The organism is Novosphingobium sp. GW835-FHT14H07, assembly GCF_058793515.1.
In genome coordinates this window covers 79870-106362 of sequence record NZ_JBXAFX010000013.1, presented here as the reverse complement: position 1 = coordinate 106362, position 26493 = coordinate 79870, and the positions used below count along the sequence as shown (strand labels likewise).

The 26493-nt window shown below is 64.1% G+C and carries 27 protein-coding genes, 1 other RNA gene and 1 pseudogene; 21 read left to right on the top strand and 8 right to left on the bottom strand.

Annotated features, from left to right (window positions below):
• Window positions 1–85 precede the first annotated feature (85 nt).
• On the bottom strand, window positions 86–466 hold the full coding sequence (locus AC1Q5P_RS13430) for a hypothetical protein (RefSeq protein ID WP_062343253.1): 381 nt from the start codon (window positions 464–466) through the stop codon (window positions 86–88).
• A gap of 172 nt (window positions 467–638) precedes the next feature.
• Between AC1Q5P_RS13430 and AC1Q5P_RS13425 the strand changes: the two genes are divergently transcribed.
• Complete coding sequence (locus tag AC1Q5P_RS13425; RefSeq protein WP_492519198.1) at window positions 639–1031, top strand: protocatechuate 4,5-dioxygenase subunit alpha; 393 nt, start codon at window positions 639–641, stop codon at window positions 1029–1031.
• Window positions 1031–1873: a class III extradiol dioxygenase family protein gene (locus AC1Q5P_RS13420; protein WP_492519197.1), complete on the top strand. Its 843-nt coding sequence runs from the start codon at window positions 1031–1033 to the stop codon at window positions 1871–1873. Before AC1Q5P_RS13425 ends, AC1Q5P_RS13420 begins: the two co-directional genes overlap by 1 nt.
• Window positions 1874–1897: 24 nt before the next feature.
• Here AC1Q5P_RS13420 and AC1Q5P_RS13415 read toward each other — a convergent pair whose 3' ends face one another.
• The 3 genes from AC1Q5P_RS13415 to parC form a co-directional block, all read right to left on the bottom strand.
• A complete protein-coding gene (locus AC1Q5P_RS13415; protein ID WP_492519196.1) occupies window positions 1898–2311 on the bottom strand; it encodes a Rap1a/Tai family immunity protein in 414 nt (137 codons plus the stop codon).
• Between the two features lie 135 nt (window positions 2312–2446).
• Window positions 2447–2815: a hypothetical protein gene (locus tag AC1Q5P_RS13410; protein ID WP_156451936.1), complete on the bottom strand. Its 369-nt coding sequence runs from the start codon at window positions 2813–2815 to the stop codon at window positions 2447–2449.
• 238 nt (window positions 2816–3053) lie between these two features.
• Window positions 3054–5339, bottom strand: a complete 2286-nt coding sequence (gene parC, locus AC1Q5P_RS13405) for a DNA topoisomerase IV subunit A (RefSeq protein ID WP_039337704.1) — start codon at window positions 5337–5339, stop codon at window positions 3054–3056.
• A gap of 119 nt (window positions 5340–5458) precedes the next feature.
• Between parC and AC1Q5P_RS13400 the strand changes: the two genes are divergently transcribed.
• From AC1Q5P_RS13400 to AC1Q5P_RS13380, 5 genes are all read left to right on the top strand, one after another.
• Complete coding sequence (locus AC1Q5P_RS13400; protein ID WP_039337706.1) at window positions 5459–5986, top strand: type 1 glutamine amidotransferase domain-containing protein; 528 nt, start codon at window positions 5459–5461, stop codon at window positions 5984–5986.
• A gap of 62 nt (window positions 5987–6048) precedes the next feature.
• Window positions 6049–7257 (top strand): hydrolase, encoded by a 1209-nt coding sequence (locus AC1Q5P_RS13395; protein WP_492519195.1) that lies wholly within the window; start codon window positions 6049–6051, stop codon window positions 7255–7257.
• Window positions 7254–8291 carry an arginine N-succinyltransferase gene (locus AC1Q5P_RS13390; RefSeq protein ID WP_039337708.1) on the top strand — a complete coding sequence of 346 codons (1038 nt, stop codon included), beginning with the start codon at window positions 7254–7256 and terminating at the stop codon, window positions 8289–8291. Before AC1Q5P_RS13395 ends, AC1Q5P_RS13390 begins: the two co-directional genes overlap by 4 nt.
• A 9-nt stretch (window positions 8292–8300) precedes the next feature.
• Complete coding sequence (locus tag AC1Q5P_RS13385; protein ID WP_492519194.1) at window positions 8301–9566, top strand: N-succinylarginine dihydrolase; 1266 nt, start codon at window positions 8301–8303, stop codon at window positions 9564–9566.
• Between the two features lie 165 nt (window positions 9567–9731).
• Window positions 9732–9977 (top strand): hypothetical protein, encoded by a 246-nt coding sequence (locus tag AC1Q5P_RS13380; protein WP_039337710.1) that lies wholly within the window; start codon window positions 9732–9734, stop codon window positions 9975–9977.
• A 135-nt stretch (window positions 9978–10112) separates the two neighbouring features.
• Here AC1Q5P_RS13380 and ssrA read toward each other — a convergent pair.
• Window positions 10113–10481, bottom strand: a transfer-messenger RNA (tmRNA) gene (ssrA, locus tag AC1Q5P_RS13375).
• A gap of 42 nt (window positions 10482–10523) precedes the next feature.
• Window positions 10524–10961, bottom strand: a complete 438-nt coding sequence (mscL, locus tag AC1Q5P_RS13370; protein ID WP_039337747.1) for a large conductance mechanosensitive channel protein MscL — start codon at window positions 10959–10961, stop codon at window positions 10524–10526.
• Window positions 10962–11127: 166 nt separating this feature from the next.
• Here mscL and AC1Q5P_RS13365 point away from each other — a divergent pair, with 166 nt between their 5' ends.
• The 5 genes from AC1Q5P_RS13365 (at window position 11128) to AC1Q5P_RS13345 (ending at window position 14664) form a co-directional block, all read left to right on the top strand.
• Window positions 11128–11754, top strand: coding sequence for a LemA family protein (locus AC1Q5P_RS13365; RefSeq protein ID WP_039337711.1), 627 nt, complete (start codon window positions 11128–11130; stop codon window positions 11752–11754).
• Window position 11755: 1 nt separating this feature from the next.
• A complete protein-coding gene (locus AC1Q5P_RS13360) occupies window positions 11756–12580 on the top strand; it encodes a TPM domain-containing protein (RefSeq protein WP_492519193.1) in 825 nt (274 codons plus the stop codon).
• The gene (locus AC1Q5P_RS13355) at window positions 12580–13263 is read left to right on the top strand and encodes a TPM domain-containing protein (protein WP_492519192.1); all 684 of its coding nucleotides are present in this window, start codon (window positions 12580–12582) and stop codon (window positions 13261–13263) included. The genes AC1Q5P_RS13360 and AC1Q5P_RS13355 overlap by 1 nt, the downstream gene beginning before the upstream one ends.
• Window positions 13260–13802 carry an NUDIX hydrolase gene (locus AC1Q5P_RS13350; RefSeq protein WP_492519191.1) on the top strand — a complete coding sequence of 181 codons (543 nt, stop codon included), beginning with the start codon at window positions 13260–13262 and terminating at the stop codon, window positions 13800–13802. The genes AC1Q5P_RS13355 and AC1Q5P_RS13350 overlap by 4 nt, the downstream gene beginning before the upstream one ends.
• Before the next feature lie 82 nt (window positions 13803–13884).
• The gene (locus tag AC1Q5P_RS13345; protein ID WP_492519190.1) at window positions 13885–14664 is read left to right on the top strand and encodes an SDR family oxidoreductase; all 780 of its coding nucleotides are present in this window, start codon (window positions 13885–13887) and stop codon (window positions 14662–14664) included.
• Between the two features lie 54 nt (window positions 14665–14718).
• On the opposite strand, the gene AC1Q5P_RS13340 is transcribed toward AC1Q5P_RS13345, so the two are convergent.
• Entirely contained in the window at window positions 14719–15831 is a 1113-nt protein-coding gene (locus AC1Q5P_RS13340; protein WP_062343266.1) for an S-(hydroxymethyl)glutathione dehydrogenase/class III alcohol dehydrogenase, read from the bottom strand.
• Between the two features lie 99 nt (window positions 15832–15930).
• Here AC1Q5P_RS13340 and AC1Q5P_RS13335 point away from each other — a divergent pair, with 99 nt between their 5' ends.
• The 9 genes and pseudogenes from AC1Q5P_RS13335 to AC1Q5P_RS13295 all read left to right on the top strand — a co-directional run bounded on the left by AC1Q5P_RS13335 (window position 15931) and on the right by AC1Q5P_RS13295 (window position 25876).
• The gene (locus AC1Q5P_RS13335) at window positions 15931–16818 is read left to right on the top strand and encodes a LysR family transcriptional regulator (protein WP_492519189.1); all 888 of its coding nucleotides are present in this window, start codon (window positions 15931–15933) and stop codon (window positions 16816–16818) included.
• 117 nt (window positions 16819–16935) lie between these two features.
• Window positions 16936–18216, top strand: a complete 1281-nt coding sequence (locus AC1Q5P_RS13330) for an MFS transporter (protein WP_492476782.1) — start codon at window positions 16936–16938, stop codon at window positions 18214–18216.
• Window positions 18217–18423: 207 nt separating this feature from the next.
• Window positions 18424–19224: a thioesterase family protein gene (locus AC1Q5P_RS13325; RefSeq protein WP_492519188.1), complete on the top strand. Its 801-nt coding sequence runs from the start codon at window positions 18424–18426 to the stop codon at window positions 19222–19224.
• A 10-nt stretch (window positions 19225–19234) separates the two neighbouring features.
• Window positions 19235–20467 carry a serine hydrolase domain-containing protein gene (locus tag AC1Q5P_RS13320; RefSeq protein WP_492519187.1) on the top strand — a complete coding sequence of 411 codons (1233 nt, stop codon included), beginning with the start codon at window positions 19235–19237 and terminating at the stop codon, window positions 20465–20467.
• 44 nt (window positions 20468–20511) lie between these two features.
• Window positions 20512–21750 (top strand): annotated as a pseudogene (locus AC1Q5P_RS13315) (3-hydroxyacyl-CoA dehydrogenase); the annotation flags it as partial.
• A gap of 13 nt (window positions 21751–21763) precedes the next feature.
• A complete protein-coding gene (locus tag AC1Q5P_RS13310; protein WP_492519186.1) occupies window positions 21764–23356 on the top strand; it encodes a class I adenylate-forming enzyme family protein in 1593 nt (530 codons plus the stop codon).
• Between the two features lie 3 nt (window positions 23357–23359).
• Window positions 23360–24535 carry an acetyl-CoA C-acyltransferase gene (locus tag AC1Q5P_RS13305; RefSeq protein ID WP_492519185.1) on the top strand — a complete coding sequence of 392 codons (1176 nt, stop codon included), beginning with the start codon at window positions 23360–23362 and terminating at the stop codon, window positions 24533–24535.
• 52 nt (window positions 24536–24587) lie between these two features.
• A complete protein-coding gene (locus tag AC1Q5P_RS13300; protein ID WP_492519184.1) occupies window positions 24588–25328 on the top strand; it encodes a hypothetical protein in 741 nt (246 codons plus the stop codon).
• Between the two features lie 23 nt (window positions 25329–25351).
• Window positions 25352–25876, top strand: coding sequence for a hypothetical protein (locus AC1Q5P_RS13295; protein WP_156451885.1), 525 nt, complete (start codon window positions 25352–25354; stop codon window positions 25874–25876).
• 191 nt (window positions 25877–26067) lie between these two features.
• Here the strand turns inward: AC1Q5P_RS13295 and AC1Q5P_RS13290 are convergent, their stop codons facing one another.
• Entirely contained in the window at window positions 26068–26493 is a 426-nt protein-coding gene (locus AC1Q5P_RS13290) for a DUF983 domain-containing protein (protein WP_492519183.1), read from the bottom strand.

Sequence of the window (26493 nt, the reverse complement as noted above, 5' to 3'; positions counted from 1 at the left end):
CGGATTGGTCCGCTATGGACCTCGGTAATCTCCGGCGCGTGCCAAGTCCAAGGAAATTGCTGATTTTGCCGCCAGTTCGGGAGCGTTAACCAACAGTCGCGAGCGCCTCGAAGTCCACCTTGAGCGGCGTTGCCAGCCGCAGCACGTCCGCCAGCGCGATGACTTCGGCCACCGCTGCGGCTTCCGCCACGGTCAGGCCCGAGAAGTCCGGCAGGAACGCCCGGCAGGTCTGCAGCAGATTGGCAGGCGAACGCTCCAGTTCGGAACGATAGGCTTCCAGCGAGTGGCAACCGTCGATCTCGCTCCACGCGATGCCGCTGGGAGAGGGCCGTTCGTGGTAGGCCCAGAGCGCATGGATCGCGCGCTCCACCGCCATCTGCACCTGCTCGACCACCAGCGCGCCCGAGGCGCGAGCCTTAAGGCGTTGGCGGTAGCGGCGTTGGCGTTCGGCGTTGGAAAGAGGCATGGCTTTGATTCTACGCGTTAACCCAATCTGCTCCTACTCCGTTACGTTACTTATCCCGTGCGCAACGGACTTTGACCTGCATCAAGGCCGATATTGTATGTGTTGCATATGATTTTCCGCGTGAGCCGCATCGCCGCCCCAGCGCGATTCGGTCCAATGGGAGACCAGATGCATGGAACATCACCTCGACACGATCGCCCGCGAACAGGCCTTGCGCCGTGCCATCCCCCTGTTCGACGGCGCCCCGGCCTCGCGCGGCTATGAACTCAATGCCATGTGCTTTTCGTTCAACGAGAAAGCCAACCGCGATGCCTTCCTTGCCGATGAGGAAGCCTATTGCGCCCGCTTCAACCTGACGCCGCAACAGCGCAAGGCCGTCGCCGAGCGCGACGTGCTGGCCATGCTCGAGGCTGGCGGCAACGTCTATTACCTTGCCAAGCTCGCCGGCATCTTCGGCCTTGGCGTGCAGGATCTGGGCGCGCTGCAGACCGGCATGTCGGTCGATGCCTTCAAGGCCATGCTCGTCGAGTGGGCCAGAAAAATCCCCACCAAGGAGAATGCATGATGGCACAGGTCATCGGCGGCTATTTCACCAGCCACGTCCCCGGCATTGGCGGCGCGATCATGCGCGGCGATCAGGACACGCCCTACTGGAAGCCGTTCTTCCAGGGCTTCCCACCGATCCGCGAATGGCTTGCGCAAGCAAAGCCAGACGTCGCCGTAGTCTTCTCCAACGATCATGGCCTGAACTTCTTCCTCGACAAGATGCCGACCTTCGCGGTTGGCGCAGCGCCTTCGTACGACAACGCCGACGAAGGCTGGGGCCTGCCGGTCTACAAGAGCTTCGAGGGCCACCCGGCGCTTTCCTGGCACCTGATCGACAGCCTGGTGCGCGACGAGTTCGACATCACCACCTGCCAGAAGATGCTGGTCGACCACGCCGTGTCGATCCCGTTCGAACTGGCCTATCCCGGTGTCGAGACATGGCCGATCAAGCTTGTGCCGATATCGATCAACACCGTGCAGTATCCGTTGCCCAGCCCGAAGCGGTGTCTGGCGCTGGGCCGTGCGGTCCACCGCGCCCTGCAATCGTGGGGCGGGAACGAGCGCGTGCTGATCTGCGGCACAGGGGGCCTGTCGCACCAGCTCGACGGTCCGCGCGCCGGCTTCATGAACCCGGAATACGACCTGTTTTGCCTCGATAACCTGGCAAGCAACCCGGAAGCACTGACCGGCCACACTGCCGAGGAAGTGGCCGAGCTTGCCGGCACCCAAGGTGTCGAGATCCTCAACTGGATCGCTGCACGCGGCGCAATGGGCGAACAGGGGATGAGCGAAGTCAGCCGCAACTACCACATCCCGATCAGCAATACCGCCGCCGCGAGCCTGCTGCTGGAACCGGCTTAAAGCCAGGAGCCCAAGGTCGGGAGCCTAGCTCCTGCGGCGGGTCTTGCGCGTCGTCTTCGCCGGAGCCTTGCGCTTCGGCGGAGGCGCGACCTTTGGCTGGATATCCGGCCAGGCATCGGCGATCGCCGCCCTCACCACCATGCGGCCCTGCAGGGTCTGCGCTTCGTCATGGCTGGCGAGATAGGTTGCCACCACATCGCGCACCTGCCCCGCACTCACTTCGTCCGGCACCTTGGGCGGGCGCTCCATACTGCGAAACCCGTCGAGCACGCCGATCACGTAGGACAGGCACATGGCCCTGTCGACCGGCGCCTTGGCCGAGCACGCCTCGTTCAGCTGCGCGCCGCTCATCCACTCGGCGCGCGCAGGTGTGGCAAGCAGGGTCAACACGGCAAGAGCGGGAAAACAGCGCAACACGATCAGGGCAACTCCGGGCAATCGACCATCCAGAACCCGCGCCAGGCGGTTTTGATCCTCGCTCTTGCCCCGGTGGCGCGACCATCGGCGAAGCGGTGGCCGGATTGGCTGCTATCTGGACGTCAGGCGGAGAAGCTGCCGTTCCGGATGCGACGCCTAACCAGACTCTGGCTCAATCCCATGATCCCCCATTCGGGGCACGACCCATCCGAGTATCACCGGCACTAAGCTGATCATTAATCCGCCGATGTTGAAAGTTATATGATCCGAAAGACGCCACGTTGGCCCGATGCCGAACTGGAGGATCATCAAAAGCAACCATGCAGTGGATAGGTTCGCATTGCGAAGGCGATGATAAGTCATCAGCGTAAGGGTAATCGCGGCAGAAACCCCGACAAGAAAAACAAGCCAAGCGGGGATGCCGATATTTACAGAAGCCAAAGCAACACAAATGATCGCTACAAGCGTTGCCGATCCAATCCGGTAGCGCGGCCTCTCTGCGTAGCGTTTGATATTCATCTGCATCAATAGCGGCTTAAGATACGAACAATCCGTTTTCCACCCCATTCCTGCTGTTCGGAGCAAAGGTCGACAGCCCCGAAAGCTGCCGTGATCCCGGGTATGAACCAGCGATCACGCCTTCTGTTGCAGGCACTGGACAAGGACGACCCATGGCGCCGGATCAGGTCAGGGGCCATTCGCTTCAGCAGATGGCGGAACCGTCAGTTCAGCCTAACCCCTCCACCACCCCCCAGGGTCAGGATCAGAACTTGTTGTCCCTCGGGAAGCCGTTGGGTGGCAGGCGGCCTGCTGCACCGCGGGCGACCTTCCATGGCAGGAGGTCCTTCTCGACGCGGGTGCGGCCGGATTCGCCGCCCATCGTCCATGACAGGCCGTCTTCCAGCTTCAGCGTGATCACGTCCGACATCTCGCCGTCCTTGTAGCGCTGCAGGGTCACGCCCTGCCCCTTGGCGAGGAGCGGCACCTCAGACAGGGCGAAGATCACCAGCTTGCGGTTTTCGCCGATCACCGCGACATGATCGTGCTCGGGCGCAATCTCGCGCACCACGGCCAGCTTCACGCCGGGCTTTGTGGAAACGACGCCGCGACCTTTTCGGGTTTCGGCGAGCAGTTCGTCCATCTCGGCGGCGAAGCCCCGGCCGGTGTTGGCGGCGAGCAGAAGCTGTCCCTTGGGCTTGTAGACGGTGACGCTGACGATCTGCGCTTCCGGGTCGATATCGACCATGGTGCGGATCGGTTCGCCGAAGCCGCGCGCGCCGGGGAGCTTGTCGGCCCCCACGGTGTAGAAGCGGCCGTTGTCGACCGCGACGAGCAGCTTGTCGGTGGTCTGGCAGTGGAAGGCGAAGGCGGGGCCATCGCCTTCCTTGAACTTGAAGTCGCCATCAAGCGGAACGTGGCCCTTGGCCGCCCTGATCCAGCCCCTGGCGGATAGGATCACCGTGACCGGCTCCTTCTCGATCATCGCGTCCATGCTGAATTCGCGCGTCGGCGCGGCTTCGGCGATGGTGGTGCGGCGGCGGCCGAGCGGGGTGTCCTCGGCGTAATCCTTGCGCAGTGCGCCCAAGTCACGCTTGAGGCGGGTGCGCTGGCGGGCCGGGCTGTCGAGCAGCTTCTGCAGCTCCTCCTGCTCGGCCAGCAGTTCGTCACGCTCCTTGCGCAGCTCCATTTCCTCGAGCTTGCGGAGCGAGCGCAGGCGCATGTTGAGGATGGCTTCGGCCTGGCGGTCAGTCAGTTCGAACTCGGCCATCATCACCGGCTTGGGCTCATCCTCGGTGCGGATGATCTCGATGATCCGGTCGAGGTTGAGGTAGGCGATGATATAGCCGCCGAGCAGTTCCAGGCGGCTCGCGATCTTGTCCAGGCGGTGCTGCGAGCGGCGCAGCAGGATGTCGATCTGGCTGATCACCCATTCCTGCAGCACCAGCTTCAGGCCCAGAACCCCCGGCGTGCGGTGCGAATCCAGCACGTTGAGGTTGAGGCCGAAGCGGTTTTCGAGATCGGTCAGCTTGTAGAGCGATTCCTTGAGCAACTCTGGATCGACGTTGCGGCTCTTCGGGATCAGGACGAGGCGGATCTGCTCGTCGGATTCGTCGCGGATATCCTCGAGGATCGGCAGCTTCTTGTCGGCAATGAGCTGGGCGATCTGTTCGATCAGCTTGCTCTTCTGCACCATGTAGGGGATTTCGGAGACGACCAGCTGCCACTGCCCGCCGCCCAGTTTCTCGACGCCGGTTTCCTCCCAGTTCCCCGCCTCGTCACGGCCCGTGGAGAAGCGCCCGCGCACGCGGATCGCGCCGCGCCCGGTTTCATAGGCGTGGGAGATGACGGCGGGACTATCGACGATGACGCCGCCGGTCGGCAGGTCCGGTCCGTGGAAAACTTCCATCAGCTGGCTGTGTTCGGCGTGGGGATTGTCGATCAGCAGCAACGCGGCGTCGATGATCTCGGCGACATTGTGGCTGGGGATGTTGGTCGCCATGCCGACGGCGATGCCGCTGGAGCCGTTGGCGAGCAGATTGGGGAACAGGCCGGGGAAGATTTCCGGCTCCTCGTCCTCGCCGTTGTAGGTGGGGACGAAATTGACGGTGCCTTCGTCGAGCCCGGCCATCAGCTGCATCGCCGTGCGCGTCAGGCGAGCTTCGGTGTAGCGGTAGGCGGCGGCATTATCGCCATCGACGTTGCCGAAGTTGCCCTGCCCTTCGACCAGCGGGTAGCGCAGCGACCAGTCCTGCGCGAGGCGGACCATGGCATCGTAGACCGAGGCATCGCCATGGGGGTGATACTTGCCGATCACATCGCCCACCACGCGCGCCGATTTCTTGAAGGCGTCGGTGGGGTTGAGCTTCAGCTGACGCATCGCCCAGAGCAGGCGGCGGTGGACCGGCTTCAGTCCATCGCGCAGATCGGGGAGCGAACGCGCGGTGATCGTGGAGAGCGCGTAGACGAGGTAGCGCTCCGACAGTGCGGAATCGAACGGGGCATCGACGATTGCGTCGAAAGGATCGGGCTCGGTCGTGTCTGTCGCCATGGTTGGAACGCCTTAGCAACACGTCCGTCCGTGCGGAAGTCACGGAACAACCGCAGTCCCCGGCAATTCTTGGGGGGAACGGGCAAATGCCGCCCCGAATTCCCCCAAAGGAGATTTTCATGAGCAAGCGCGTGCTGATCGTCGCGACCGACGGATTCGAACAGTCGGAACTCGAAGGCCCCAAGAAGGCGTTGGAAGACGCCGGAATCGAAACCGTGGTTGCCAGCCTCAAGGCAGGTTCGATCACCGGCTGGAAGGACAAGAACTGGGGCGATGCCGTCGCGGTCAACATCACGCTCGATGAAGTGGACGCCAACGAATACGACGCGCTGCTGCTTCCCGGCGGCCAGATGAACCCGGACATCCTGCGCATGGACGACCGCGCGGTCGACATCGTCAATGAGTTCGACGATCTCGACAAGCCGATCGCCGCAATCTGCCACGGCCCTTGGCTTCTCGTGGAGGCTGACATCGTCGACGGCCGCACCGTCACCGGGTGGCCCTCGATCATGACCGACCTTGCCAACGCCGGTGCCGACGTCGTGGACGAGGAAGTCGCCGTGGACGGCAATCTGATCACCAGCCGCAAGCCTGACGACATTCCCGCGTTCTCGAAGGCGCTGATCGAGATGCTGGCTGACGACTGATACCACTTCTGGCGGTTTCCGGGGGTTCACCCCGCCCTCGGGAACCGCTAGGGTCGTATCAAATGAAACAGCTTGATCACACAGAACACAAACTGATCGAGGGGATGGATGCCGCCGCCATGCTGGCGCAGGTGGAGGCATGGTGCACGGTCAATACCGGCACCGGCAACCTTCCGGGGCTCGAAGCGCAGTGGAATCTGCTGGCCGACGCCTTCGCCGCATTGCCCGGAGACATTCGCAAGGTCGAGCCGGCCCCGGTCACCGCGATGGCCGCCGACGGGCACGAGGTGCAGACAGCAAACGGCGCGCATTTCGTGCTGTCGGTCAGGCCGGAGGCGCAGCGGCGCTATCTGCTGACCGGCCACATGGACACGGTGTTCCCCCCTGCCCATCCTTTCCAGACCCTGCGCTGGCTCGACGCGGAAACGCTGAATGGCCCGGGCGTTGCCGACATGAAGGGCGGCATCGCGGTGATCCTCGCTGCGCTCAAGGCATTCGAGCAGAGCCCTGCTGCGGCCGGGGTTGGCTATGACGTGATGATCAATTCGGACGAGGAGACCGGCAGCCTGTCTTCCGCCCCGCTGATCGCGCAGCTGGCACAAGGCAAGGCGGCGGCGCTGACCTACGAACCGTCCGCCCTGCCAGATGGCACGCTGGCTGGAGAGCGTCCGGGAAGCGGGAACTACAGCGCTGTGATCAAGGGCCGATCGGCCCACGCCGGGCGCAATCCGCAGGACGGACGCAACGCGGTGATCGCGGCGGCCGACATGGCGCTGAAGCTGAAGGGTCTGGAGCGTCCCGGCCTCTCCATCAACCCTGCCAGGATCGATGGCGGGAGCGCCAACAACGTCGTGCCCGACCATGCGATCCTGCGCTTCAATGTCCGGCCTCGGCTGCCGGGAGTTGCCGTGGAGTTCACCGAGAGTCTGCGAGAGTTGGTGCAGAGTCTCGAAGCGTTGCACGAGGTTGCAATCCACCTCCATGGCGGGGTGTCACGGCCACCCAAGCCGCTGACCCAAGAGGCCGAGGCGCTGTTCGGACTGGTGCGCGAGTGCGGCGAATCTCTTGGCCAGACGATCCGTTGGCAGGCCTCGGGGGGGGTCTGCGACGGTAACAACATTGCCGCCTGCGGCGTGCCGGTGGTCGATACCATGGGCGTGCGCGGCGGGGCGATCCATTCCGATCAGGAGTACCTGATCGTGCCATCGCTGGCTGAGCGCGCCGCCTTGTCCGCGCTTGTCCTGCATCGACTGTCCGGGGGACACCAATGACATTTCGCATCCGCGCCGCGCGCGCGAACGATCTCCAACCGCTCTACGAGATGGCCAAGCTGACCGGCGGCGGCTTCACCAACCTGCCACCCGACCGCAAGGCCCTGACGGCGAAGCTGGCGCGGGCGTCGGAGGCCTATGGCAATAGCGAGGAGGGCGATCCGAAAAATCCGAAGGACGAGCTGTTCGTCCTGGTTCTGGAGGATACGACCACCGGCGAAGTGCGCGGCACGGCGCAGATCTTCACCTCGGTGGGGCGCCAATGGCCGTTCTATTCCTATCGCATGGCCACGCTGACCCAGCATTCGAAAGAGCTGAACCGCACCTTCCGCGCCGAGATGCTCAACCTTGTCACCGACCTTGAAGGATCGAGCGAAGTGGGCGGGCTGTTCCTGCATCCTTCCGAACGCGCAGGCGGGCTTGGCATGCTGCTCGCGCGCAGCCGCTATCTGTTCATCGCGATGCACCGCAAGCGCTTTGGCGACAAGATTCTGGCGGAGCTGCGCGGGGTGATCGACGAGCGCGGCGGATCGCCGTTCTGGGACGGCGTGGCCGGTCGCTTCTTCGGCATGAGCTTTCAGGAAGCAGACTATTTCAACGCGATCAACGGCAATCAGTTCATTGCCGACCTGATGCCCAAGCACCCGGTCTATATCGCCATGCTGCCCGAGACCGCGCGCTCTGCCATCGGTCTGCCCCACCCTTCGGGCCGCGCCGCGATGCGGATGCTGGAAGAGGAAGGCTTTGCCTACGAAGGCTACGTCGACATCTTCGATGGCGGCCCGACGATGACCGCGCGGACCGACCGCGTGCGCTCGATCTGCGAGGCGAAAGAGGTGCCGGTGGCGCACATCCGCGCGCCCGAGGGTAGCGGCAACGTGACCAAGGCTCTGGTGGCGACGGGCAAGCTGGCCGAATACCGCTGCACTTTCGCCGAGATAGCCGAGGCGGACGATGGCCTGACGCTCGACCCCGTAGCCGCCACCGCTCTCGGCGTAAGCGTGGGTGACATGGTCTGGTTTGTCGGTCGCTAAGGAAAAGACATGCCTCTGGTGGAAATCAACTTCGACGGTCTGGTCGGACCGAGCCACAATTATGCCGGCCTCAGCCTTGGCAACCTGGCCTCGGCCAGCAACGCGGGCGAGGTGTCCTACCCGCGCGCGGCAGCGCTTCAGGGCTTAAGCAAGATGCGGCACAATCTGGGCCTCGGGCTGGCCCAAGGGCTGTTCACGCCCCTGCCCCGCCCCAACCCGGTACTGCTCGGCGCGCTTGGGCTTGAAAGCATCGACGAAAGCGATGCGGCGCAGCGGCGGTTGCGGGCGGCGGCGTGGTCTGCGTCATCAATGTGGACGGCCAATGCGGCGACGGTGAGCCCCGCCCCTGACACCGCGGACGGGCGCTGCCACCTGACTGCGGCGAATCTGGTGACGATGCCCCACCGCTCGCAGGAATGGCCCGATACGGTGCGCCAGTTGCGCCTCGCCTTTGCCGACAGCACCGCGTTTGCCGTGCACGATGCGGTGCCGCCGTGCTTCGGCGACGAGGGCGCGGCAAACCACATGCGCATGTGCGCGAGCCACGATGCGCCGGGGATCGAGATCTTCGTCTACGGCACGACCGGTGGCGCCTTCCCCGCGCGCCAGCACGAGCAGGCGAGCCGCGCCGTGGCACGGCTGCATGGCCTCGATCCCGAGCGCTGCCTGTTCGTGGAACAGGCGAGCGAGGCGATTGCGGCAGGCGCGTTCCACAACGACGTGGTGGCCGTGGCCAACGAGCGGGTGCTGTTCACGCACGAACAGGCCTTTGCTGACCCCGAAGGCACTTATGCCGCGATCCGCGAGAAGTTGCCCGAGGCCGAGATCGTGGTGGTGCCGGCCAGCGTGGTAAGCCTTGGCGAAGCGATCAGGAGCTACCTGTTCAACGCACAGTTGCTGACGCTTCCAGGGGGCGAGATGGGCCTGGTGATCCCGCTCGAGGCGTGGGAGACGCCATCGGTGCGCGGCTGGCTGGAAGGGCACGTTGCCTCGAACGGCCCGATCCGCAAGGTGCTGCCGGTGGACGTGCGCCAGTCGATGGCCAATGGCGGCGGACCTGCCTGTCTGCGCCTGCGGGTTGTCGCCGATCCTGCCACTGTCGACCCGCGCTTTTTGCTGGACGAGGCAAAGATCGCGCGGATCGAGAGGGTGGTGGAGGCGCACTGGCCCGAGCAGATCGATCCTGCTGATCTGGGGGCGGAATCCCTGGGCCGCGCAGTGGTCAGCGCCCGGCAGGCACTGCTCGAATTGCTGGAGGTGCAGGAACTGGCCTGAGCCTTGCGGCGTATCTTCCGAAAGGTCCGCTCCACAGGTTGTCGCTTCGCTTTACAGTGAAGATTGGATTAACCAGACTATTGCCAGCGTTTCATGATCTGGCACGATGCTTGCGGAGAGACTCGCCGACGAGGGGCGCCTCGTCAAAAGAGGATATTGCTTCGGATGTTTCGCAAGATCGGTCGCCTGTTTGTCATCAAGACCCGCTTCGAAGCGTTCGCGGTGATCTACGCGCTGGCGCTGGGCGCGGTGGAGCGCGGGCACGCCTATCTCGGTCAATATCCGGGCTTTGCCGGCAAGTTGCTGTTCGTCGCAGCCACCGGCGCGGTGTTCATCGCCGGGGCGAAGATCCTCGACTCGCTGCGGATGGAGCGGCGGCTGCAGGAGCTTGAGGCGAAGGCCGAGGGGTAGTGCCAGCGTCCTTCGACAAGCTCAGGACGAGCGGGACTTGGGACCACCTTTTGAAAGCCGCTCATCCTGAGCTTGTCGAAGGATCGCAGCAAAGCAAGTAGGGCGATTCTGTTGCTAGGCTCGCCCCCAGCCCCCGGTTTCCGATTCTGTTACCCGGTTCGGTCCGAACCGTGCTTTCGCTTTATAACTTCAGGGCGTCAGCCCCTAGAATTATGCGGCGAGAGCAAGTGCTTCGTTGTCGTTGGCACTTGTGAGTTTTGAGCCTTGAACGGGTTACTCAGCCCGGGCAAAAACAGCGCTTTTCAACACACGTCGATCCTAGTTCGGCCCCATCAACACCCTTGCGACAACAAGGCCCGCATCCCGAAAGACACGGTAGTGATGGTGGAGCCGCCGGGTACCGCCCCCGGGTCCGCTGTGCCTATTGCACGCCGCAGTTTATCACCATAGCCGGTCGAAACCGGCAGGAACCCATATAGGGAGGCGGGCGCAAATGAAAAGGGGCGGGATTGCGCCCGCCCCTTTGAAATGCGTGGACCTGTGGCTTCAGCCCTTGGCCCTCAGCGCATCGCGGATTTCGGCGAGAAGTTCGACCTCGGTCGGGCCGGCAGGCGCGGCGGGCGCTTCCTCGGCGGGCTTTTCGAAGGCCTTGTTGATCGCCTTGACCAGCAGGAAGATGATGAAGGCGACGATCACGAAATTGACCGCCTGGGTGATGAAATCACCATACCCGATCATCGGCACCCCGGCGGCCTTCAATTCGGCATAGCTGGACACATCGCCCTTGAAGTCTGCCGGGACCGGGCCGAGGCGCACGAAATAACGGCTGAAATCGACGCCGCCGGTGATGAAGCCGACCACCGGCATGATCACGCTTTCGGTGAGCGAGGTGACGATCTTGCCGAATGCGCCACCGATGATCACGCCGACCGCCAGATCGAGCACATTGCCCCGGGCGATGAATTTCTTGAACTCTGCGAACATGCCGACCACTTCCCCCTTCACGTCCTGATTAACCATGATCCCTTTTCCGTTGGTTGCCATCGTGCGCGGAACGCCACAAGTGGCAATCGGTTGCAGCATGGGGGATACTTGAACCGTTTCGGCGGACCGCTATCTCTGCTGCATAACTTTAGGGGAACTCACGTCGATGGCCGCTACCCGCTTTACGCAGATCGCTTTTGCCACCGTTGCCGCTGCCAGCCTTTCGGCCTGCGGGATCAACTCGGTCCCCGCGGCCGAGGAAGAAGCCAAGGCGCGCTGGGCGGACGTCGAAAGCTCGTACCAGCGTCGTGCCGACCTGATCCCGAACCTGGTTGCCACGGCCAAGGGCGCGGCGGCTTCGGAAACCCAGATCCTGACCAACGTGACCAACGCGCGCGCCGCCGCCACGTCGATCAACATCACCACCGACGATCTTTCCAATCCGGAAGAATTCGAGAAATTCCAGAACGCGCAGAACCAGTTGACCCAGGCGCTGGGCCAGCTGCGCACGGTGGTGGAGAACTATCCGCAGTTGCAGAGCCAGGCGCGCTTTGCCGACCTGATGGTGCAGCTTGAAGGCACCGAGAACCGCATCAATGTGAGCCGCACCCGCTACAACGAGGCGGTGCAGGCCTACAACACCACGATCCGCACCTTCCCCGACGCGATCGGCGCGAAGCTGATCCATGGGGCCAAGCCGATGGTGCCGTTCAAGGCGGCCGCAGGATCGGAAGTGGCGCCGACCGTCAATTTCGACATGAACGCTCCGGCGCCTGCAGCGTCGGGCAAGTGACGTGACCCGCCAGTTGCGGGCTTTCTGGCAGACTGTTGCGCTGCTGCTCCTGCTGATCGCGGGAGCAGCACACGCGGCCATGCCCGCGCGGCCTGCGGGACCGGTGCTGGATCAGGCCGGGATCATCCCCGACGCCGACGAGGCGGCGCTTGCGCAGAGGCTTTCCGCCTACAACGCGCAGACCGGGCGGGCGGTGATCGTGGCCACGGTCGCCTCGCTCGACGGGCAGGATATCGAGACATATGCCAATACGCTGTTCCGGACCTGGGGCGTGGGCGGGAAGGAGACCGACCAAGGCCTTCTGTTCCTGATTGCGCCCAATGATCGCAAGGTGCGGATCGAGGTGGGCTATGGGCTGGAGGAGTTCCTGCCCGACGTACTCGCTGGCCGGATCATCTCGGGCGCGGTGACGCCGCGCTTCAAGGCGGGCGACTATCCGGGTGGCATAAACGCCGGCATCGACCAGATCCTGACGCAACTGAACCGCACCCCTGCCGAGGCCAAGGCGGTTGCCGAAGCAGCTAGGGCCGGTGCGCGCGAGGACGTCTCTGGCGGCGGATCGACCATAGGCAGCGCGATATTCTGGGTGGTTCTGATCGTGGTGATGATCGCCGTCTTCGGCCGTCGTCGGAAGGGTTATGTGCAGCGGCGCAGCGGAATCGATCCGGGCATCGTGCTGTGGGGCATAAGCGAAATTGCGCGTGCCGCATCGGATAACCGCCATTCCGGCGGCTGGGGCGGCGGCGGCGGGTCCGACTGGGGCGGTGGCTTCGGTGGCTTTGGCGGCGGCGATTCCGGTGGCGGCGGCGCTTCGGGGGACTGGTGATGAGCAGGCTGGTGCAGATGACCGAGGCAGATCACAAGCTGGTCTCCGACGCCGTGGCCGCAGCCGAGGCGCAGAGCGCGGGCGAGATCGTGACGATCGTGACGCCGCGTTCCGACAGCTATCGCGACGTGGCGCTGGTCTGGAGCGCGCTGGTGGCTTTCGTGGCGCTGGCCGTAGTGGACATGTTTGCCGGGTTCTACCTGCCCGTCTTCGAGCATGTGCTTGGATTGTGGGCGTTCGAGTGGACTCCGCGCGCCGTGCTGGGACTGGCGCTGACGGTTATCACGCTGAAGTTCGGGGCCATGTACCTGCTCATGCGGTTCACGCCGCTCGGCCTGTGGCTGACGCCGCGCCGGGTCCGCAATGCGCGGGTGCGCGAGCGGGCGCTGACGTGTTTCCGGGTCGGGGCAGAAAGCCGGACGACTGGCCACACCGGCGTGCTGATCTACCTGAGCCTTGCCGAGCACCGTGCCGAGATCATCGCCGATGCGGCGATTGCCTCGAAGGTTTCGCCCGAGACCTGGGGGCTGGCGATGAAAGCCATGCTTGACCCGCTGCGGCAGGGACGGATGGCGGAAGGCATGGCAGCGGCGGTGGCCGAGGTGGGCAGGGTCCTGGCCGAGCATTTCCCACGTTCCAGCGATGACAAGAACGAACTGCCCGACAGGTTGATCGAAGTATGAGTCTTGAAGAAGAGTACCGCGACCATCCCGAGCAGGTGCACTGGCAAGGGCGTTTCATCGTCGCCAAGACGCGCGGACGGTGGGAATATGTCTCGCGCAATCGCAACATCAAGGCGGCGGTAATCCTTGCGATCGAAGACGGGCACGTGCTGCTGGTCGAGCAGTTCCGCGTGCCGCTCGGGCGCCCGTGCATCGAACTGCCTGCCGGGCTGATCGGTGACGAAGCAGGTGCGGAGAACGAGGATCCGGCCGCTGCGGCGGCCCGCGAACTGGAGGAAGAGACCGGCTATCGGCCGGGCCGGATCGAATCGCTGGGCGAGTTCCATTCCTCGCCAGGCATGGTGACCGAGGCCTTCACGCTGTTCCGCGCGCGCGATCTGGAAAAAGTTTCCGAGGGCGGCGGCGTCGAAGGCGAAGGCATTACCGTCCACCGGGTTGCCCTTACGGAAATCGAGCGCTTCCTCGCTGATAAGCGCGGCCAGGGCTATGCCATCGACGTGCGGATGCTGCTGCTGCTCGCGCCCGGGATCATGGGCTGACCTTGCGCTGACCTTTCCGGGGCTTGCGTGATCGGGCGCGAGTTGCTTCGTTGCCGCAAACGGAAAGCAGGAGAGCGTCACGATGGGCAGGGTTCAAGGCAAGAAGGCACTCGTGACGGGCGCAGCGCAAGGGCTGGGTGCCGCGCATGCGTGGATGCTGGCGCGCGAGGGGGCACGGGTGCTGCTGACCGATATCAACGGCGATGGCGCAGCGGCACAGGCCGAAGCGATCAACGCCGAACTGGGCGCCGGGACGGCCTTTGCCATGCGCCATGACGTGACCCAGGAAAGCGATTGGGACGCAGCGATTGCGCTGGCGGCGGAAAGGCTGGGCGGACTTTCGGTGCTGGTCAATAACGCTGGCGTTGGCGTGCGCGGGAATATCGAAACCTGCACGCTGGAGGAATGGCATCGCGGCTTTGCCATCAATGTCGATTCCGTTTTTCTCGGCTGCCAGAAGGCCCTGCCCCTGCTGCGCGACAACCAGCCAGCCTCGATCGTCAACATCAGCTCGATCGCCGGCCTGATCGCTTCGGACACCATGCCCGGCTATAATGCCAGTAAGGCGGCGGTGTGGATGCTGACCAAATCGGTGGCACTCTATTGCGCCAAGCGCGGCTGGGACGTGCGCTGCAATTCGGTGCATCCCACGTTCGTGGACACGCCGATCCTCGACGGCATCGCGACAAATGCGAACATCGACAAGGACGTGGTCATGGGCAAGCTCGCCCGCCAGATCCCGCTGGGCCGCGTGGGCGAGCCGAATGACATTGCTGCGGGCGTGCTTTACCTCGCCAGCGACGAAAGCCGCTTCATGACCGGGGCAGAACTGAAGCTCGACGGCGGGATTTCGGCGATGTGAGGCAAAAGGAAAGGCCGGCCGACGGATGATCGGCCAGCCTTTCAGTCAGGTGGATCAGAACACCACGACCGAGCGGATCGACTTGCCGGCGTGCATCAGGTCGAATGCTGTGTTGATTTCCTCAAGGCCCATGACGTGGGTGATCATGGGGTCGATCTCGATCTTGCCGGTCATGTACATGTCAACGATCTTGGGCACGTCGGTGCGGCCCTTGGCGCCGCCGAATGCGGTGCCACGCCAGTTGCGACCGGTGACGAGCTGGAACGGGCGGGTGCTGATTTCCTTGCCGGCTTCGGCCACGCCGATGATGATGGAGGTGCCCCAGCCGCGGTGGCAGGCTTCCAGCGCGGTGCGCATGACTTCGGTGTTGCCGGTTGCGTCGAAAGTATAGTCGGCGCCGCCGTCGGTCATCTGGACGATCTTGGCCACGGTGTCCTCGCGGCTCATGCCCTTCGAGTTGAGGAAGTCGGTCATGCCGAACTTGCGTCCCCATTCCTCGCGATCGGGGTTGATGTCGACGCCGATGATCTTGTTGGCGCCGGCAAGGCGCGCGCCCTGGATCACGTTGAGGCCGATGCCGCCGAGACCGAAGACCACGACGTTGTCACCCACCTGGACCTTGGCAGTGTTGACTACCGCGCCGACGCCCGTCGTCACGCCGCAGCCGATGTAGCAGGCGGACTGGAACGGCGCGTCCTCACGGATCTTCGCCACCGCGATTTCGGGCAGGACGGTGAAGTTCGAGAAGGTGGAGCAACCCATGTAGTGGAAGATGGTCTGCCCCTTGTAGGAGAAGCGGCTGGTGCCATCGGGCATCAGGCCCTGCCCCTGCGTGGCGCGGATCGCGGTGCACAGGTTGGTCTTGCCCGAGAGGCAGCTTTTGCACTGGCGGCATTCCGGCGTGTAGAGCGGGATCACGTGATCGCCGGGCTTTACCGAGGTGACGCCGGGGCCGACTTCACGCACTACGCCCGCACCTTCATGGCCGAGCACGCTGGGGAAGATGCCTTCGCTGTCGAAGCCGTCGAGCGTGTAGGCATCGGTATGGCAGACGCCGGTGGCCATGATTTCGACCAGAACCTCGCCCGCCTTGGGGCCTTCAAGGTCGAGCTCGACGATTTCGAGCGGCTGCTTGGGCGCGAACGCTACGGCGGCGCGGGTCTTCATGGTGTCCGGTCTCCCTTTGGATGTGGCGGCGCGTTAGCATAATTGCTACGGCAGTGTTAAATTGCACAATATGCGAAACACTGTTGCAAGACGAGAATAATGAGCAATCGCTGGGACGGGATAGATGAAGTTGTGGCGGTTGCCGATACCGGCACATTCGTGGCGGCGGCAAAGCGGCTGGGGACATCGACTTCCCACGTGAGCCGGGCCGTGGCGCGGCTGGAGCAGAGCCTTGGCGCGCAGTTCTTCCACCGCACGACGCGGGCTGTCAGCCTTACCGACACAGGGCGCACGCTGGTCGACCAGTTTCGCCGCCTGATTGCCGAGCGCGACGAGGCGATTGCCATGCTCGACTTGCAGGGCGAACCGCAGGGCCACTTGCGCATCACCTGCCCGACTGCGTTGGGCGAGCGCTTCGTCGCGCCGATCGTGCGGGCCTATGTGCAGGACTATCCGAAGCTTTCGGTGGACCTCGACCTGTCGAACCGTGTGGTCGAGCTGGTCTCCGAAGGGTACGATCTGGCCATCCGCACCGGCACCCTGCCCGACAGCCGCCTGATCCGCACGCAGATCGCCTCGCGCGGGATCGTCACTTGCGCTTCGCCAGCGTACCTGGCCGCGCATGGCACACCCGAGACGGTGGACGACCTCGAGGCGCATGACTGCATCCCCGCGACGCTCGACATGTGGCGCTATCTGGTAGACGGCGAAGTGCGCACGGTGCGACCACGGGGGCGCTGGCGGTGCAGCAACGGGACAGCGGTATTTGATGCGGCGATGGCGGGGTTGGGCCTGTGCCAGTTGCCCGAATTCTATGTGAGCCGGGCGGTTGCCGAAGGCGCGCTGGTCGAAGTCCTGTCGCAGTTCAGGCCCGAGGTCGATCCGATCTGGGCAGTCTACCCGCAGCGGCGGCACCTGCTGCCCAAGGTTCAACGGATCATCGAAAAACTGCGGCGCGAACTGGCCCCGGCAATGGCGGCGGGTTGAAATGCCGCGCGTTCTGTGAGAACGTTCACAGGAATAGCTATGCAACAAGCATGACAAGGCTGTCAGCGGTGGCTAGAAGGCGCGATACGCCAAATATGGCTGGGTGAGGAGAGATACGTGGCAGGCAGCAATGCACATTCAGGTTCGCAGAGGGCCGCGTTCATCGCGGTTACCGTGCTGTTCTTTGCCTGGGGCTTCATCACCTCGCTGATCGATCCGCTCGTCGCCGCAGTGAAGGGCATCTTCACGCTGACCACGCTGGAAGCACAGCTTTCGGCCTTTGCCTTCTTTATCGCCTATGGTGTGATGAGCTTCCCGGCGGCAGCGATCATCGGACGCCTGCGAGCCGTTCCGGCGATCCTGCTGGCGCTGGCAACGATGGTCGTGGCCTGCCTTGTGATGCTTGCTGCGGCCAACATCGCGTCATACCCGCTGGTGCTGACCGGACTGTTCATGCTCGCTGCGGGCATCACGGTGCTGCAGGTTGCCGCGAACCCGCTGGCCGCAGCGCTCGGCAAGCCCGAAGGCAGCCATTTCCGACTCACGCTTTCGCAGACGTTCAATTCGTTCGGCACCTTCCTTGGCCCGGCCCTTGGCGCATCGCTGTTCCTGAAAGGCGTGGAGGTTTCGGAAGGCACCGCGCTGACGCCTGAGGTGCGCGAGGCGGCGCTGGCCGGTATCGACCGCGCCTACTTCTGGATCTGCGGACTGCTGATCGTGCTGCTGGCGTTCTTCTTCGTGAACCGCGCGCGCATTTCGGCGGCGGCCCCTCCAGCGCAGCCGACCGGCGGCATCGGCGCTCTGCTCGGCCAGGCGTTCTCGTCGCGCTGGGCGGTGCTTGGTGCGGCTGCGATCTTCATCTACGTGGGCGCGGAAGTGACCATCGGCACGCAGATGGCGTTCTACCTCAACAACCCGGGCATCTGGAATGTCAGCCTCGAACAGGCGGGCAAGGCCGTGTCGTTCTACTGGGGTGGCGCCATGGTTGGCCGCGCGATCGGCACGGTGCTGCTCGCCCGCTTCCCGGCGGCACGGCTGATGACCCTGTTTGCTGCGATTGCCGCGGCCATGTGCGCCTATCTGTTCCTCGTCGGCGGCGTTTCGGCGGGATACGTGGCGCTGGCGATCGGGCTGTTTAATTCGATCATGTTCCCGGTGATCTTCACGCTGACGCTGGAGCGTTCCTCGGCCAGCGAAGAGGCGACCTCGGGACTGCTGTGCACCGGCATCATCGGGGGCGCGCTGATTCCGGCGCTGGCCGGTGGAGTGACGGATGCGGCTGGCATCTTCGCTTCGTTCCTTGTGCCGCTGGTTTGCTACGTGCTGCTGGTCGTGTTTGCCGCGAGCGCGGCAAAGGCGCCGATCCTGCGCCGCGCAAGTGGCGAAAGCATGCACTGATCCGCATTACCTGACGACACGAGAACGCGTCGGCCCCGGTCCTTGCGCCGGGGCCGAATTTTTTTGGCCGCCCGAGGCCGTGCGTGCCGTAGCGTAAGGGCCTCGTTCCGGCTCGGACCGGGCGCCCACCCCCTTTCCCTTTACGTAAACTTCCACTAGCTCTTGGGTCACAGAGTCGTTCCAGCGACAGGCGACCGGGAGAGAGCATTGGAAGCTGCAATCGGCATGGACGCACAATCGATCGGCACAATCGCGAAAGGGCTGGCGGGAGCCGGTCCCGACTTTTCCGTGCGCGGCGTTGACGGCTGGCTGCAGGGGCGCACGATGTATGGCGGGGCATCCTCGTTCCTCGCCTATGCCGCGGCCCGCAAGGCGCGGCCCGACCTGCCGCCGTTGCGCGGGGGCCAGATCAGCTTCCTCGCCCCGGTGGGGTCCGACCTGGACATCACCGTAGCAAGCCTGCGCGAAGGCAAGAGCGTGGCCAACATCCAGACCGACATGACAAGCGGGGGCACGCTGGCGCATCGTGCCGCGTGGGTATTCGGCAGTGCGCGGCCATCGAACGGATCCGTCACGCCGCAGCGCGCGGAAAACTTCATATCCCATACCGAGATGGAGGAACTGGGTTCGCCCGAGGGGCTGCACTTCATCCAGAAATTCGAACTGCGCCGCGGCGAAGCAAAGGAAGATCGGCGTCCGGGCGTTGTGCGGCGCTGGGTGCGTCTGCGCGACCGTACCGAACTGGATCCCATCGGAGAGCTGGTGCTGATCGGCGATACGCTGCCGCCCGGATCGATGCGCGCGATGGAGCGCAGAGGCCCGATCAGCTCGATCAACTGGGCGTTCACCCTGCTGGGAGACTCCCCGCAAACGCGCGACGGCTGGTGGCTGCTCGAGACGGCTTCGAACCACATGGCCGAGGGCTTCAGCAGCGAGAGCTTGCGCATGTGGAACGCCGACGGCGTGCAGGTGATGCACGGCCTGCAGAGCGTGGCAATCTTTGGCTGAGGGGAAGGACATGGAACTGGCCGACGCGCAATCGCTGGGGTTCGAGCCTGACCGGCTGGACCGGATCGGAGCCTATCTCGACGAGCACTATATCGCCAGCGGGCGCTTGCCGGGGCTCGACGTGCTGGTCGCGCGCGATGGCGAGGCGGTCTATCGCCACACCGCGGGCCGTGCGCGCGAGGACGGGACGCCGATGGCGGTGGATACGATCTGCCGCATAGCCTCAATGACCAAGCCGCTGACGTCGGTGGCATTCATGATGCTGGTCGAGGAAGGCAAGGTTGCGCTCGACGATCCGGTGACGAAAGTGATCCCGGAGTTTGCCAGCCTTGGTGTCTATGCCGGAGGCGGCGGCGAGGTGGATTTCATGCCCGTCCGCCCCGCCCCGGTGATGCGCATGGTCGACCTGATCACGCACCAGTCGGGGCTGACCTACGGCATCCAGAACCGCACCAACGTGGACGCCGCCTATCGCAAGGCGCGGCTGGACGGGCACGCCAGCCTGCCCGGCAACGACCATTTCGTCGAGCAACTGGCCAAGTTGCCGCTGGAGTTCGAGCCGGGACAGGCGTGGAACTATTCGGTGGGCACCGACGTTCTCGGCGTGGTGGTGGCGCGGCTTTCGGGGATGAACCTTGGCGAATTCCTGCGCACGCGCATCCTCGATCCGCTGGGCATGGTCGACACCGGGTTCCATTGCCCCGACGACAAGGCGCATCGGCTTGCCGATGCCTGGGCCTACCAGGCCGGGCAGCCGCCGCAGTTGTTCGATCCCGCCGAGAAATCGGGCACGCGCCGAGTGCCACGCTTCGAAAGCGGAGGTGGCGGGCTGCTTTCCACGACCGCCGATTACCACCACTTCTGCCGCATGCTCGTGAACGGCGGCGCGGCAGACGGGGTGCGTATCCTCAGCCCCAAGACGCTCCAGTTGATGACCGCCAACCACCTGCCCGGCGGCGCGGATCTGACGCAGGTGTCCAAGGCACTGTTCAGCGAGGCCTACAACGCGGGCGCTGGATTCGGCCTTGGCTTCGGCATGACCATCGACCCGGCGAAGGCGCTGGTGCCGGGGTCAGCCGGCGAGTTCTACTGGGGCGGCATCTTTTCGACCGCGTTCTTCGTGGACCCGGTGGAGAAGGTCCACGCGGTCTTCATGACCCAGCTCTACCCTTCGTTCATCTATCCCATCCGGCGTCAGTTGAAGACGCTGATCTACAGCGCGCTGGCCACCAGCCGCGCCTGATCCAGCTTTAGGAGAGAACCACGATGTCCGACCCCATTCCCGGTGCCAAGGAGCACATCGACGCCGCTCGGAAGCTGGCAGCGACCATCGACGATATCCCGGCTGACACGCAGCTGCTTCCCATCAACCGCGTCGGCGTGATCGGCGCTGGCACGATGGGCGGCGGCATCACCATGAACTTCCTGACGGCGGGCATTCCGGTGACCATCGTGGAAATGACGCAGGAAGCGCTCGATCGCGGCGTTGCCACCATGCGCAAGAACTACGAGAACACCGTCAAGCGCGGAAAGATGGAGGCCGCAGACGCCGAGGCCGCGATGGGCCGGCTGACGCCGACGCTGGACTTCGGGGCGCTGGCCGAGGCCGATCTGGTGATCGAGGCGGTCTATGAAAGCATGGACGTGAAGAAGGACGTGTTCGGCCGGCTCGACAAGGTGGCCAAGCCGGGCGCGATCCTCGCCTCCAACACCAGCTATCTCGACATCGACGAGATCGCCAGTGTCACCTCGCGCCCGGAAGCGGTGCTGGGCATGCACTTCTTCTCGCCCGCCAACGTGATGAAGCTGCTTGAAGTCGTGCGCGGCAAGGCGACGGGCAAGGCGCAGCTGGCAACGGTGATGGCGCTTTCGGTGAAGATCGGGAAGGTGCCGGTGGTCTCGGGCGTGTGCCATGGCTTCATCGGCAACCGCATGCTCTCACCCCGTCAGGCGCAGGCCCATGCGCTGATCATGGAAGGCGCGAACTATTGGGACGTGGACGAGGCGCTGCTCGAATTCGGTTTCCCGATGGGGCCGTGGCAGATGGCCGATCTTGCCGGTGTGGACATCGGCTGGCACCGCGATCCCAACCGGATCGAGACTTTGCGCGATGCGCTGTGCGCGGTCGGCCGCTGGGGGCAGAAGACGAAGAAGGGCTTCTACGACTACGACGACAACCGCCAGCGTTCGCCTTCGGACGAAGTGAAGGCGATCATCGCCGATTTCGCCCAGAAGGAAGGCAAGCCACAGCGCTCGATTGACAAGGACGAGATCCGCGAACGCCTGCTCTACCCCATGATCAGCGAAGGCGCACTGATCCTCGAGGAAGGCATTTCGCAGCGGGCGAGCGATATCGATACCGTCTGGCTCAACGGCTATGGCTGGCCTGCATGGACCGGCGGGCCGATGTTCTGGGCCGATCATATCGGGCTCGATACCGTGGTCGCGGGCCTGAAGAAGCACGGCCTTCCCGTCGCCCCCCTGCTGGAGCGCAAGGCGGCTGCAGGCGAGAAGTTCAACGGCTGACCGGAGAACTGCGATGCGGATCGAGGATATCGTCGAGAGCGAGTTCACGCCGCTGAGCGACATTCTGCGCACCCATGCCGCAAGGCGGGGTGATGCGGTGGCGCTGGCGGACGAGAACCGCACTGTCGGCTGGGCCGAGATGGACGCCCTGCTCGACCGCATCGCCACGGCCCTGCAGCGCGAGGGCGTGCAAAGGCACGAGCCTGTGGCAATCGCGGCTATGAACGCGGTGACCACGGGCCTCGCTTTCCTCGGCGCGATCCGGGCAGGCGCGGTGGCAGCGCCGCTGACATCCACCGCGACGCCGGAAACGATCATCGCCATGCTTGAGGACAGCGGGAGCCGGGTGCTCTTGCTGGACAAGGAGATTTCTCGCCGTCTCGCGGGGCTGGACCTGCCTGAAGGCGTGAAGCGCATCGCGCTGGACGACAGCGATGCGGGCGAGCCGTTCAGCACGTGGATTGCCGAGGAAGGCGCCAAGCCGGAAGAGCGCCCCCCCGCCCCCGGCGATCCGTTCAACATCATCTATTCCTCAGGCACCACCGGTGCACCAAAGGGCATCGTGCAGAGCCACAAGATGCGCCACGAATATGCCCGGCGCACCATCCCCGCAGGTTATGGCGACGATACGGCGGTGATCTGTTCGACCCCGCTCTATTCCAACACCACGCTGGTCAGCTTCCTTCCTGCCCTTACCGCAGGCGGCAAGGTGGTGCTGATGCGCAAGTTCGATGCGCGCACGTTCCTGCAATTGTCCGAGCGCGAGCGGGTGACGCACGCCATGCTCGTGCCGGTGCAGTACCGGCGGATCATGGAAGTGCCCGACTTCGACCGCTTCGACCTGTCATCCTACAAGCTCAAGTCCTGCACCTCTGCGCCCTTCCCCGCCTGGCTCAAGGCCGATGTGCTCAAGCGCTGGCCGGGCGGCCTGACCGATGGCTATGGCATGACCGAGGGCGGCGCGACGGCGATCCTGCTGGCGCACCTGCACCCGGACAAGTTGCACACCGTCGGCCAGCCTTCCCCCGGCCATATCATCAAGATCATCGACGAGGACGGCAACGAGCTGCCGCAAGGCGAAGTGGGCGAGATCGTCGGCCATTCGCCGATCATGATGAACGGCTATCACAACAAGGCCGACAAGACCCGCGAGGTCGAGTGGTACGATGCCGAGGGACGCCGCTACATCCGCCATGGCGATGTCGGCAAGTTCGACGAGGACGGCTTCCTGATCCTGATGGACCGCGCCAAGGACATGATCATCTCGGGCGGGTTCAACATCTACCCGAGCGACCTTGAAGCCGAGCTGACCCGGCAGAGCGCGGTGAAGGAAGCCGCTGTGGTGGGCGTGGCTTCGGATGCCTGGGGCGAAACGCCATTGGCGGTAGTCGTTCTGGCTGATCCTTCGGCCGACCCCCAGGCCGTCCTGGCAGAAGCCAACAGACACTTGGGCAAGACGCAGCGCATTTCCGCGATCGAAGTGGTGGACGAACTCCCCCGCAGCCCGATCGGCAAGGTGCTCAAGCGCGAATTGCGCGACAGGTTCGGCGGCAATCCCATCCTCGCCGCCACATCGCTTGAAAAAACATCCCCAGCAGGAGCTTGAACCATGCGTGACGCCGTAATCGTATCGACCGCCCGCACGCCCATCGGGCGCGCCTACAAGGGCGCCTTCAACGCCACGCCGGGCGCAACGCTCGGCGCACTTTCCTTGCAGGCCGCCGTTGCCCGCGCCGGGATCGATCCGGCCGAAGTTGACGACGTGCTGTGGGGTGCAGCGCTGCAGCAGGGCGCGCAGGCGGGCAACATCGCGCGCCAGGTCGCGCTGCGTGCGGGCCTGCCGATCACCACATCGGGCATGAGCATGGACCGTCAGTGCTCGTCGGGCCTGATGACCATTGCCACCGCCGCCAAGCAGGTGATCATCGACCGCATGGACGTGGTTGCCGCAGGCGGCCAGGAATCGATCAGCCTGGTCCAGACCAAGGACATGCGCGTCGCCCCGGACAAGAGCCTGATGGCGATGCACAAGGCGATCTACATGCCGATGCTGCAGACCGCCGAGATCGTCGGACAGCGCTATGGCATCAGCCGCGAACAGTGCGACGAATATGCCCTGCAATCGCAGCAGCGCACCGCCGCCGCGCAAGCCTCCGGCAAGTTCGATGACGAGATCGTCGCGGTCGATACCTCGATGGGCGTCCAGAACAAGGAAACCGGGGAGATCACCTTCCAGGACGTCCACCTGACCAAGGACGAAGGCAACCGGCCCTCGACCACCATCGAGAACCTGCAGGCATTGAAGCCGGTGATCGAAGGCGGCATCGTGACCGCGGGCAACGCCAGCCAGCTTTCCGACGGATCGTCGGCCGTGATCGTGATGGAAGCAGAACTTGCCGCCAAGCGCGGGCTCACGCCGCTGGGCCGTTATGTCGGCATGGCGGTGGCGGGCACCGAGCCTGACGAAATGGGCATCGGCCCGGTCTTCGCCATCCCCAAGCTGCTGCAGCGCTTCGGCCTCAAGATGGACGACATCGGCCTGTGGGAACTGAACGAGGCCTTCGCCGTGCAGGTGCTCTATTGCCGCGACAAGCTGGGCATTCCCAATGACCTGCTCAACGTCAACGGCGGCTCGATCTCGATCGGGCATCCCTATGGCATGACTGGCGCCCGCTGCACCGGCCACGCCCTGATCGAGGGCAAGCGTCGTGGCGCGAAGTATGTCGTTGTGACGATGTGCGTCGGCGGCGGCATGGGCGCTGCGGGGCTGTTCGAGGTACTGTAAGCTGATCGGCGCGGTGCTTGCCCCGAAGCGGTGCCGCGCCTACCCTTCCCCCATGAACGATAACGAGATGGAACGCCCTTGGCCGCAGGCCGGGCGCGAGAGGCTGATCTATCCCTCGCCGGTGGGCTGGAAGGGCACCGACTTCGTCGACAACGAGGCCGAACTGCTCAAGCTGCTGAACCCCAAGACGGTGTTCATGATGGGCGACAATCCCGCCCTGCCGCGGATGCCCGAGCGGCCACGCCTGCTCGATTTCTTCCGCCACCGCTTTGGCGACATCACCGTGCGGCACCTGCTGGTCAGCGCCAAACGCGCGCTGGACGATGGGTTGCCGGAGAAGGTCGTGATGGCCTGCATGCTGCACGACATTTCCAACGGCTGCCTGATCCGCGCCGACCACGGCTACTGGAGCGCGCAGCTGATCGCACCCTATGTCGATCCGGAAGTGGCCTTTGCGGTGAAGTACCACCAGGCACTGCGCTATGTGGCGGACGAAAGCGTCGGCTATGCCTACCCTGACAGCTACCACAAGTTCTTCGGGCCGGACTATCAGGTGCCCGAATACCTGCTGCGCGACGCCGAATACGCGCGCGGCCACGAATGGTACATGACCGCGAGGGCTGTGACGCTCTACGACACCTATTTCTTCGACGACTTTCCGGTGGTGGAGCCGGAGGAACTGGAAGGCGTCATCGCGAGGAACTTCCGCGAGCCTGAGGAAGGGCTGGGGTTTGACGGGTCGCCCACGGCGCATATGTGGCGGACGATGATCTGGCCGAATAATTTTTTGTGAGGGGGTGGCTGGCGGTCACCAAGTTGGAAGCAGAAGATCTGGATACGAAGGAGATTGCGAATATTCCGCAGTTGCCCCATTCATTCTCAATGAGCTGTCAATCGAGAAACGGGTCTGAAGGTGCTTGGTGGCAGCCATGCAACCAAGTTGCAGGTTTTAGATTGGGTGTGCCGATTGAAGATTACGATGATTTTCGATCGCTCCACTGTCTCGTCGAATCGGCAGACGAGATTGGTTCGGAGATATTTGACAGTCGTGATGGGTCATACACTGTTTTTGTAAAAGATCGTTTCGTGACAGGACTTTCGTCGCACAGGCATTTTTTGATCGGTGATGTGAACATTATCGGCATGCACAGTGTTGATGCTGTCGCATTGATTTTGAAATATTTTGGCTTGGAAAAGTCTGCTGCTGTGCACGATCAATGCTGGATTGAGGTGAGCAACGGCGTACAGCAGCGGTTTATAAACTTTGACGACATCTGCCTGTTTCTGACTGAAGATGCGAGCCTGACTATTATCACCGCAGATGCTTACGGCGGTGATTAATCCTCCGTAGCCAACCCCGCCCTTGACCCATTCTCGACATTTCACCAGCTCTGCCAGCGCCTAAAAGAAACGCCGTCACCCCGGACTTGATCCGGGGTCCCGCTTCTTCTGGCGGTGCGTAAAGGGCAAAAGCGGGACCCCGGGTCAAGCCCGGGGTGACGTAGGTTGGCCGAGTGTGTGCACTCGCTGGACTAACCGACGCCTGCCTCACCCTTCCCTGCCCGCCCGGCAAAGCCGTGCATGCCCAGCCACCACTGCAGCGCAATCACGCCGCCCTTGGCGGGCTGGAGCAGGCCAACCAGCAGCGCCAGCGCCAGGACCGCCACGATCAGCATCATCGCCCAGCCCGGCAGGCCGGTGTGCAGGCCCAGTTCGATGATCACCGGGGCCATGATGTGGCCGGTCAGCAGGATCGAGATGTAGGGCGGGAAGTCGTCAGCCGCGTGGAGCGTCCAGTTCTGGCCGCACAGGCGGCAGCGCTCGACCGGCTTGAGAAAGCGCGCGAACAGGTGGGTGCCTCCGCAGCGCGGGCACTTGCCGCGCACGCCACGCCACAGCGCCGCGCCAAGTCCTTGCGGGAGCGAGGTGCGGTCGAGAGGCAGGGCTTCGGTGGGCAT

Coding starts and splice junctions, on each gene's coding strand:
- AC1Q5P_RS13430 (WP_062343253.1), bottom strand. CDS start 466: ATGCCTCTTTCCAACGCCGAACGCCAACGCCGCTACCGCCAACGCCTT.
- AC1Q5P_RS13425 (WP_492519198.1), top strand. CDS start 639: ATGGAACATCACCTCGACACGATCGCCCGCGAACAGGCCTTGCGCCGT.
- AC1Q5P_RS13420 (WP_492519197.1), top strand. CDS start 1,031: ATGGCACAGGTCATCGGCGGCTATTTCACCAGCCACGTCCCCGGCATT.
- AC1Q5P_RS13410 (WP_156451936.1), bottom strand. CDS start 2,815: ATGCAGATGAATATCAAACGCTACGCAGAGAGGCCGCGCTACCGGATT.
- parC (WP_039337704.1), bottom strand. CDS start 5,339: ATGGCGACAGACACGACCGAGCCCGATCCTTTCGACGCAATCGTCGAT.
- AC1Q5P_RS13400 (WP_039337706.1), top strand. CDS start 5,459: ATGAGCAAGCGCGTGCTGATCGTCGCGACCGACGGATTCGAACAGTCG.
- AC1Q5P_RS13395 (WP_492519195.1), top strand. CDS start 6,049: ATGAAACAGCTTGATCACACAGAACACAAACTGATCGAGGGGATGGAT.
- AC1Q5P_RS13390 (WP_039337708.1), top strand. CDS start 7,254: ATGACATTTCGCATCCGCGCCGCGCGCGCGAACGATCTCCAACCGCTC.
- AC1Q5P_RS13385 (WP_492519194.1), top strand. CDS start 8,301: ATGCCTCTGGTGGAAATCAACTTCGACGGTCTGGTCGGACCGAGCCAC.
- AC1Q5P_RS13380 (WP_039337710.1), top strand. CDS start 9,732: ATGTTTCGCAAGATCGGTCGCCTGTTTGTCATCAAGACCCGCTTCGAA.
- mscL (WP_039337747.1), bottom strand. CDS start 10,961: ATGTTCGCAGAGTTCAAGAAATTCATCGCCCGGGGCAATGTGCTCGAT.
- AC1Q5P_RS13365 (WP_039337711.1), top strand. CDS start 11,128: ATGGCCGCTACCCGCTTTACGCAGATCGCTTTTGCCACCGTTGCCGCT.
- AC1Q5P_RS13355 (WP_492519192.1), top strand. CDS start 12,580: ATGAGCAGGCTGGTGCAGATGACCGAGGCAGATCACAAGCTGGTCTCC.
- AC1Q5P_RS13350 (WP_492519191.1), top strand. CDS start 13,260: ATGAGTCTTGAAGAAGAGTACCGCGACCATCCCGAGCAGGTGCACTGG.
- AC1Q5P_RS13345 (WP_492519190.1), top strand. CDS start 13,885: ATGGGCAGGGTTCAAGGCAAGAAGGCACTCGTGACGGGCGCAGCGCAA.
- AC1Q5P_RS13340 (WP_062343266.1), bottom strand. CDS start 15,831: ATGAAGACCCGCGCCGCCGTAGCGTTCGCGCCCAAGCAGCCGCTCGAA.
- AC1Q5P_RS13335 (WP_492519189.1), top strand. CDS start 15,931: ATGAGCAATCGCTGGGACGGGATAGATGAAGTTGTGGCGGTTGCCGAT.
- AC1Q5P_RS13320 (WP_492519187.1), top strand. CDS start 19,235: ATGGAACTGGCCGACGCGCAATCGCTGGGGTTCGAGCCTGACCGGCTG.
- AC1Q5P_RS13310 (WP_492519186.1), top strand. CDS start 21,764: ATGCGGATCGAGGATATCGTCGAGAGCGAGTTCACGCCGCTGAGCGAC.
- AC1Q5P_RS13305 (WP_492519185.1), top strand. CDS start 23,360: ATGCGTGACGCCGTAATCGTATCGACCGCCCGCACGCCCATCGGGCGC.
- AC1Q5P_RS13300 (WP_492519184.1), top strand. CDS start 24,588: ATGAACGATAACGAGATGGAACGCCCTTGGCCGCAGGCCGGGCGCGAG.
- AC1Q5P_RS13290 (WP_492519183.1), bottom strand. CDS start 26,493: ATGCCCACCGAAGCCCTGCCTCTCGACCGCACCTCGCTCCCGCAAGGA.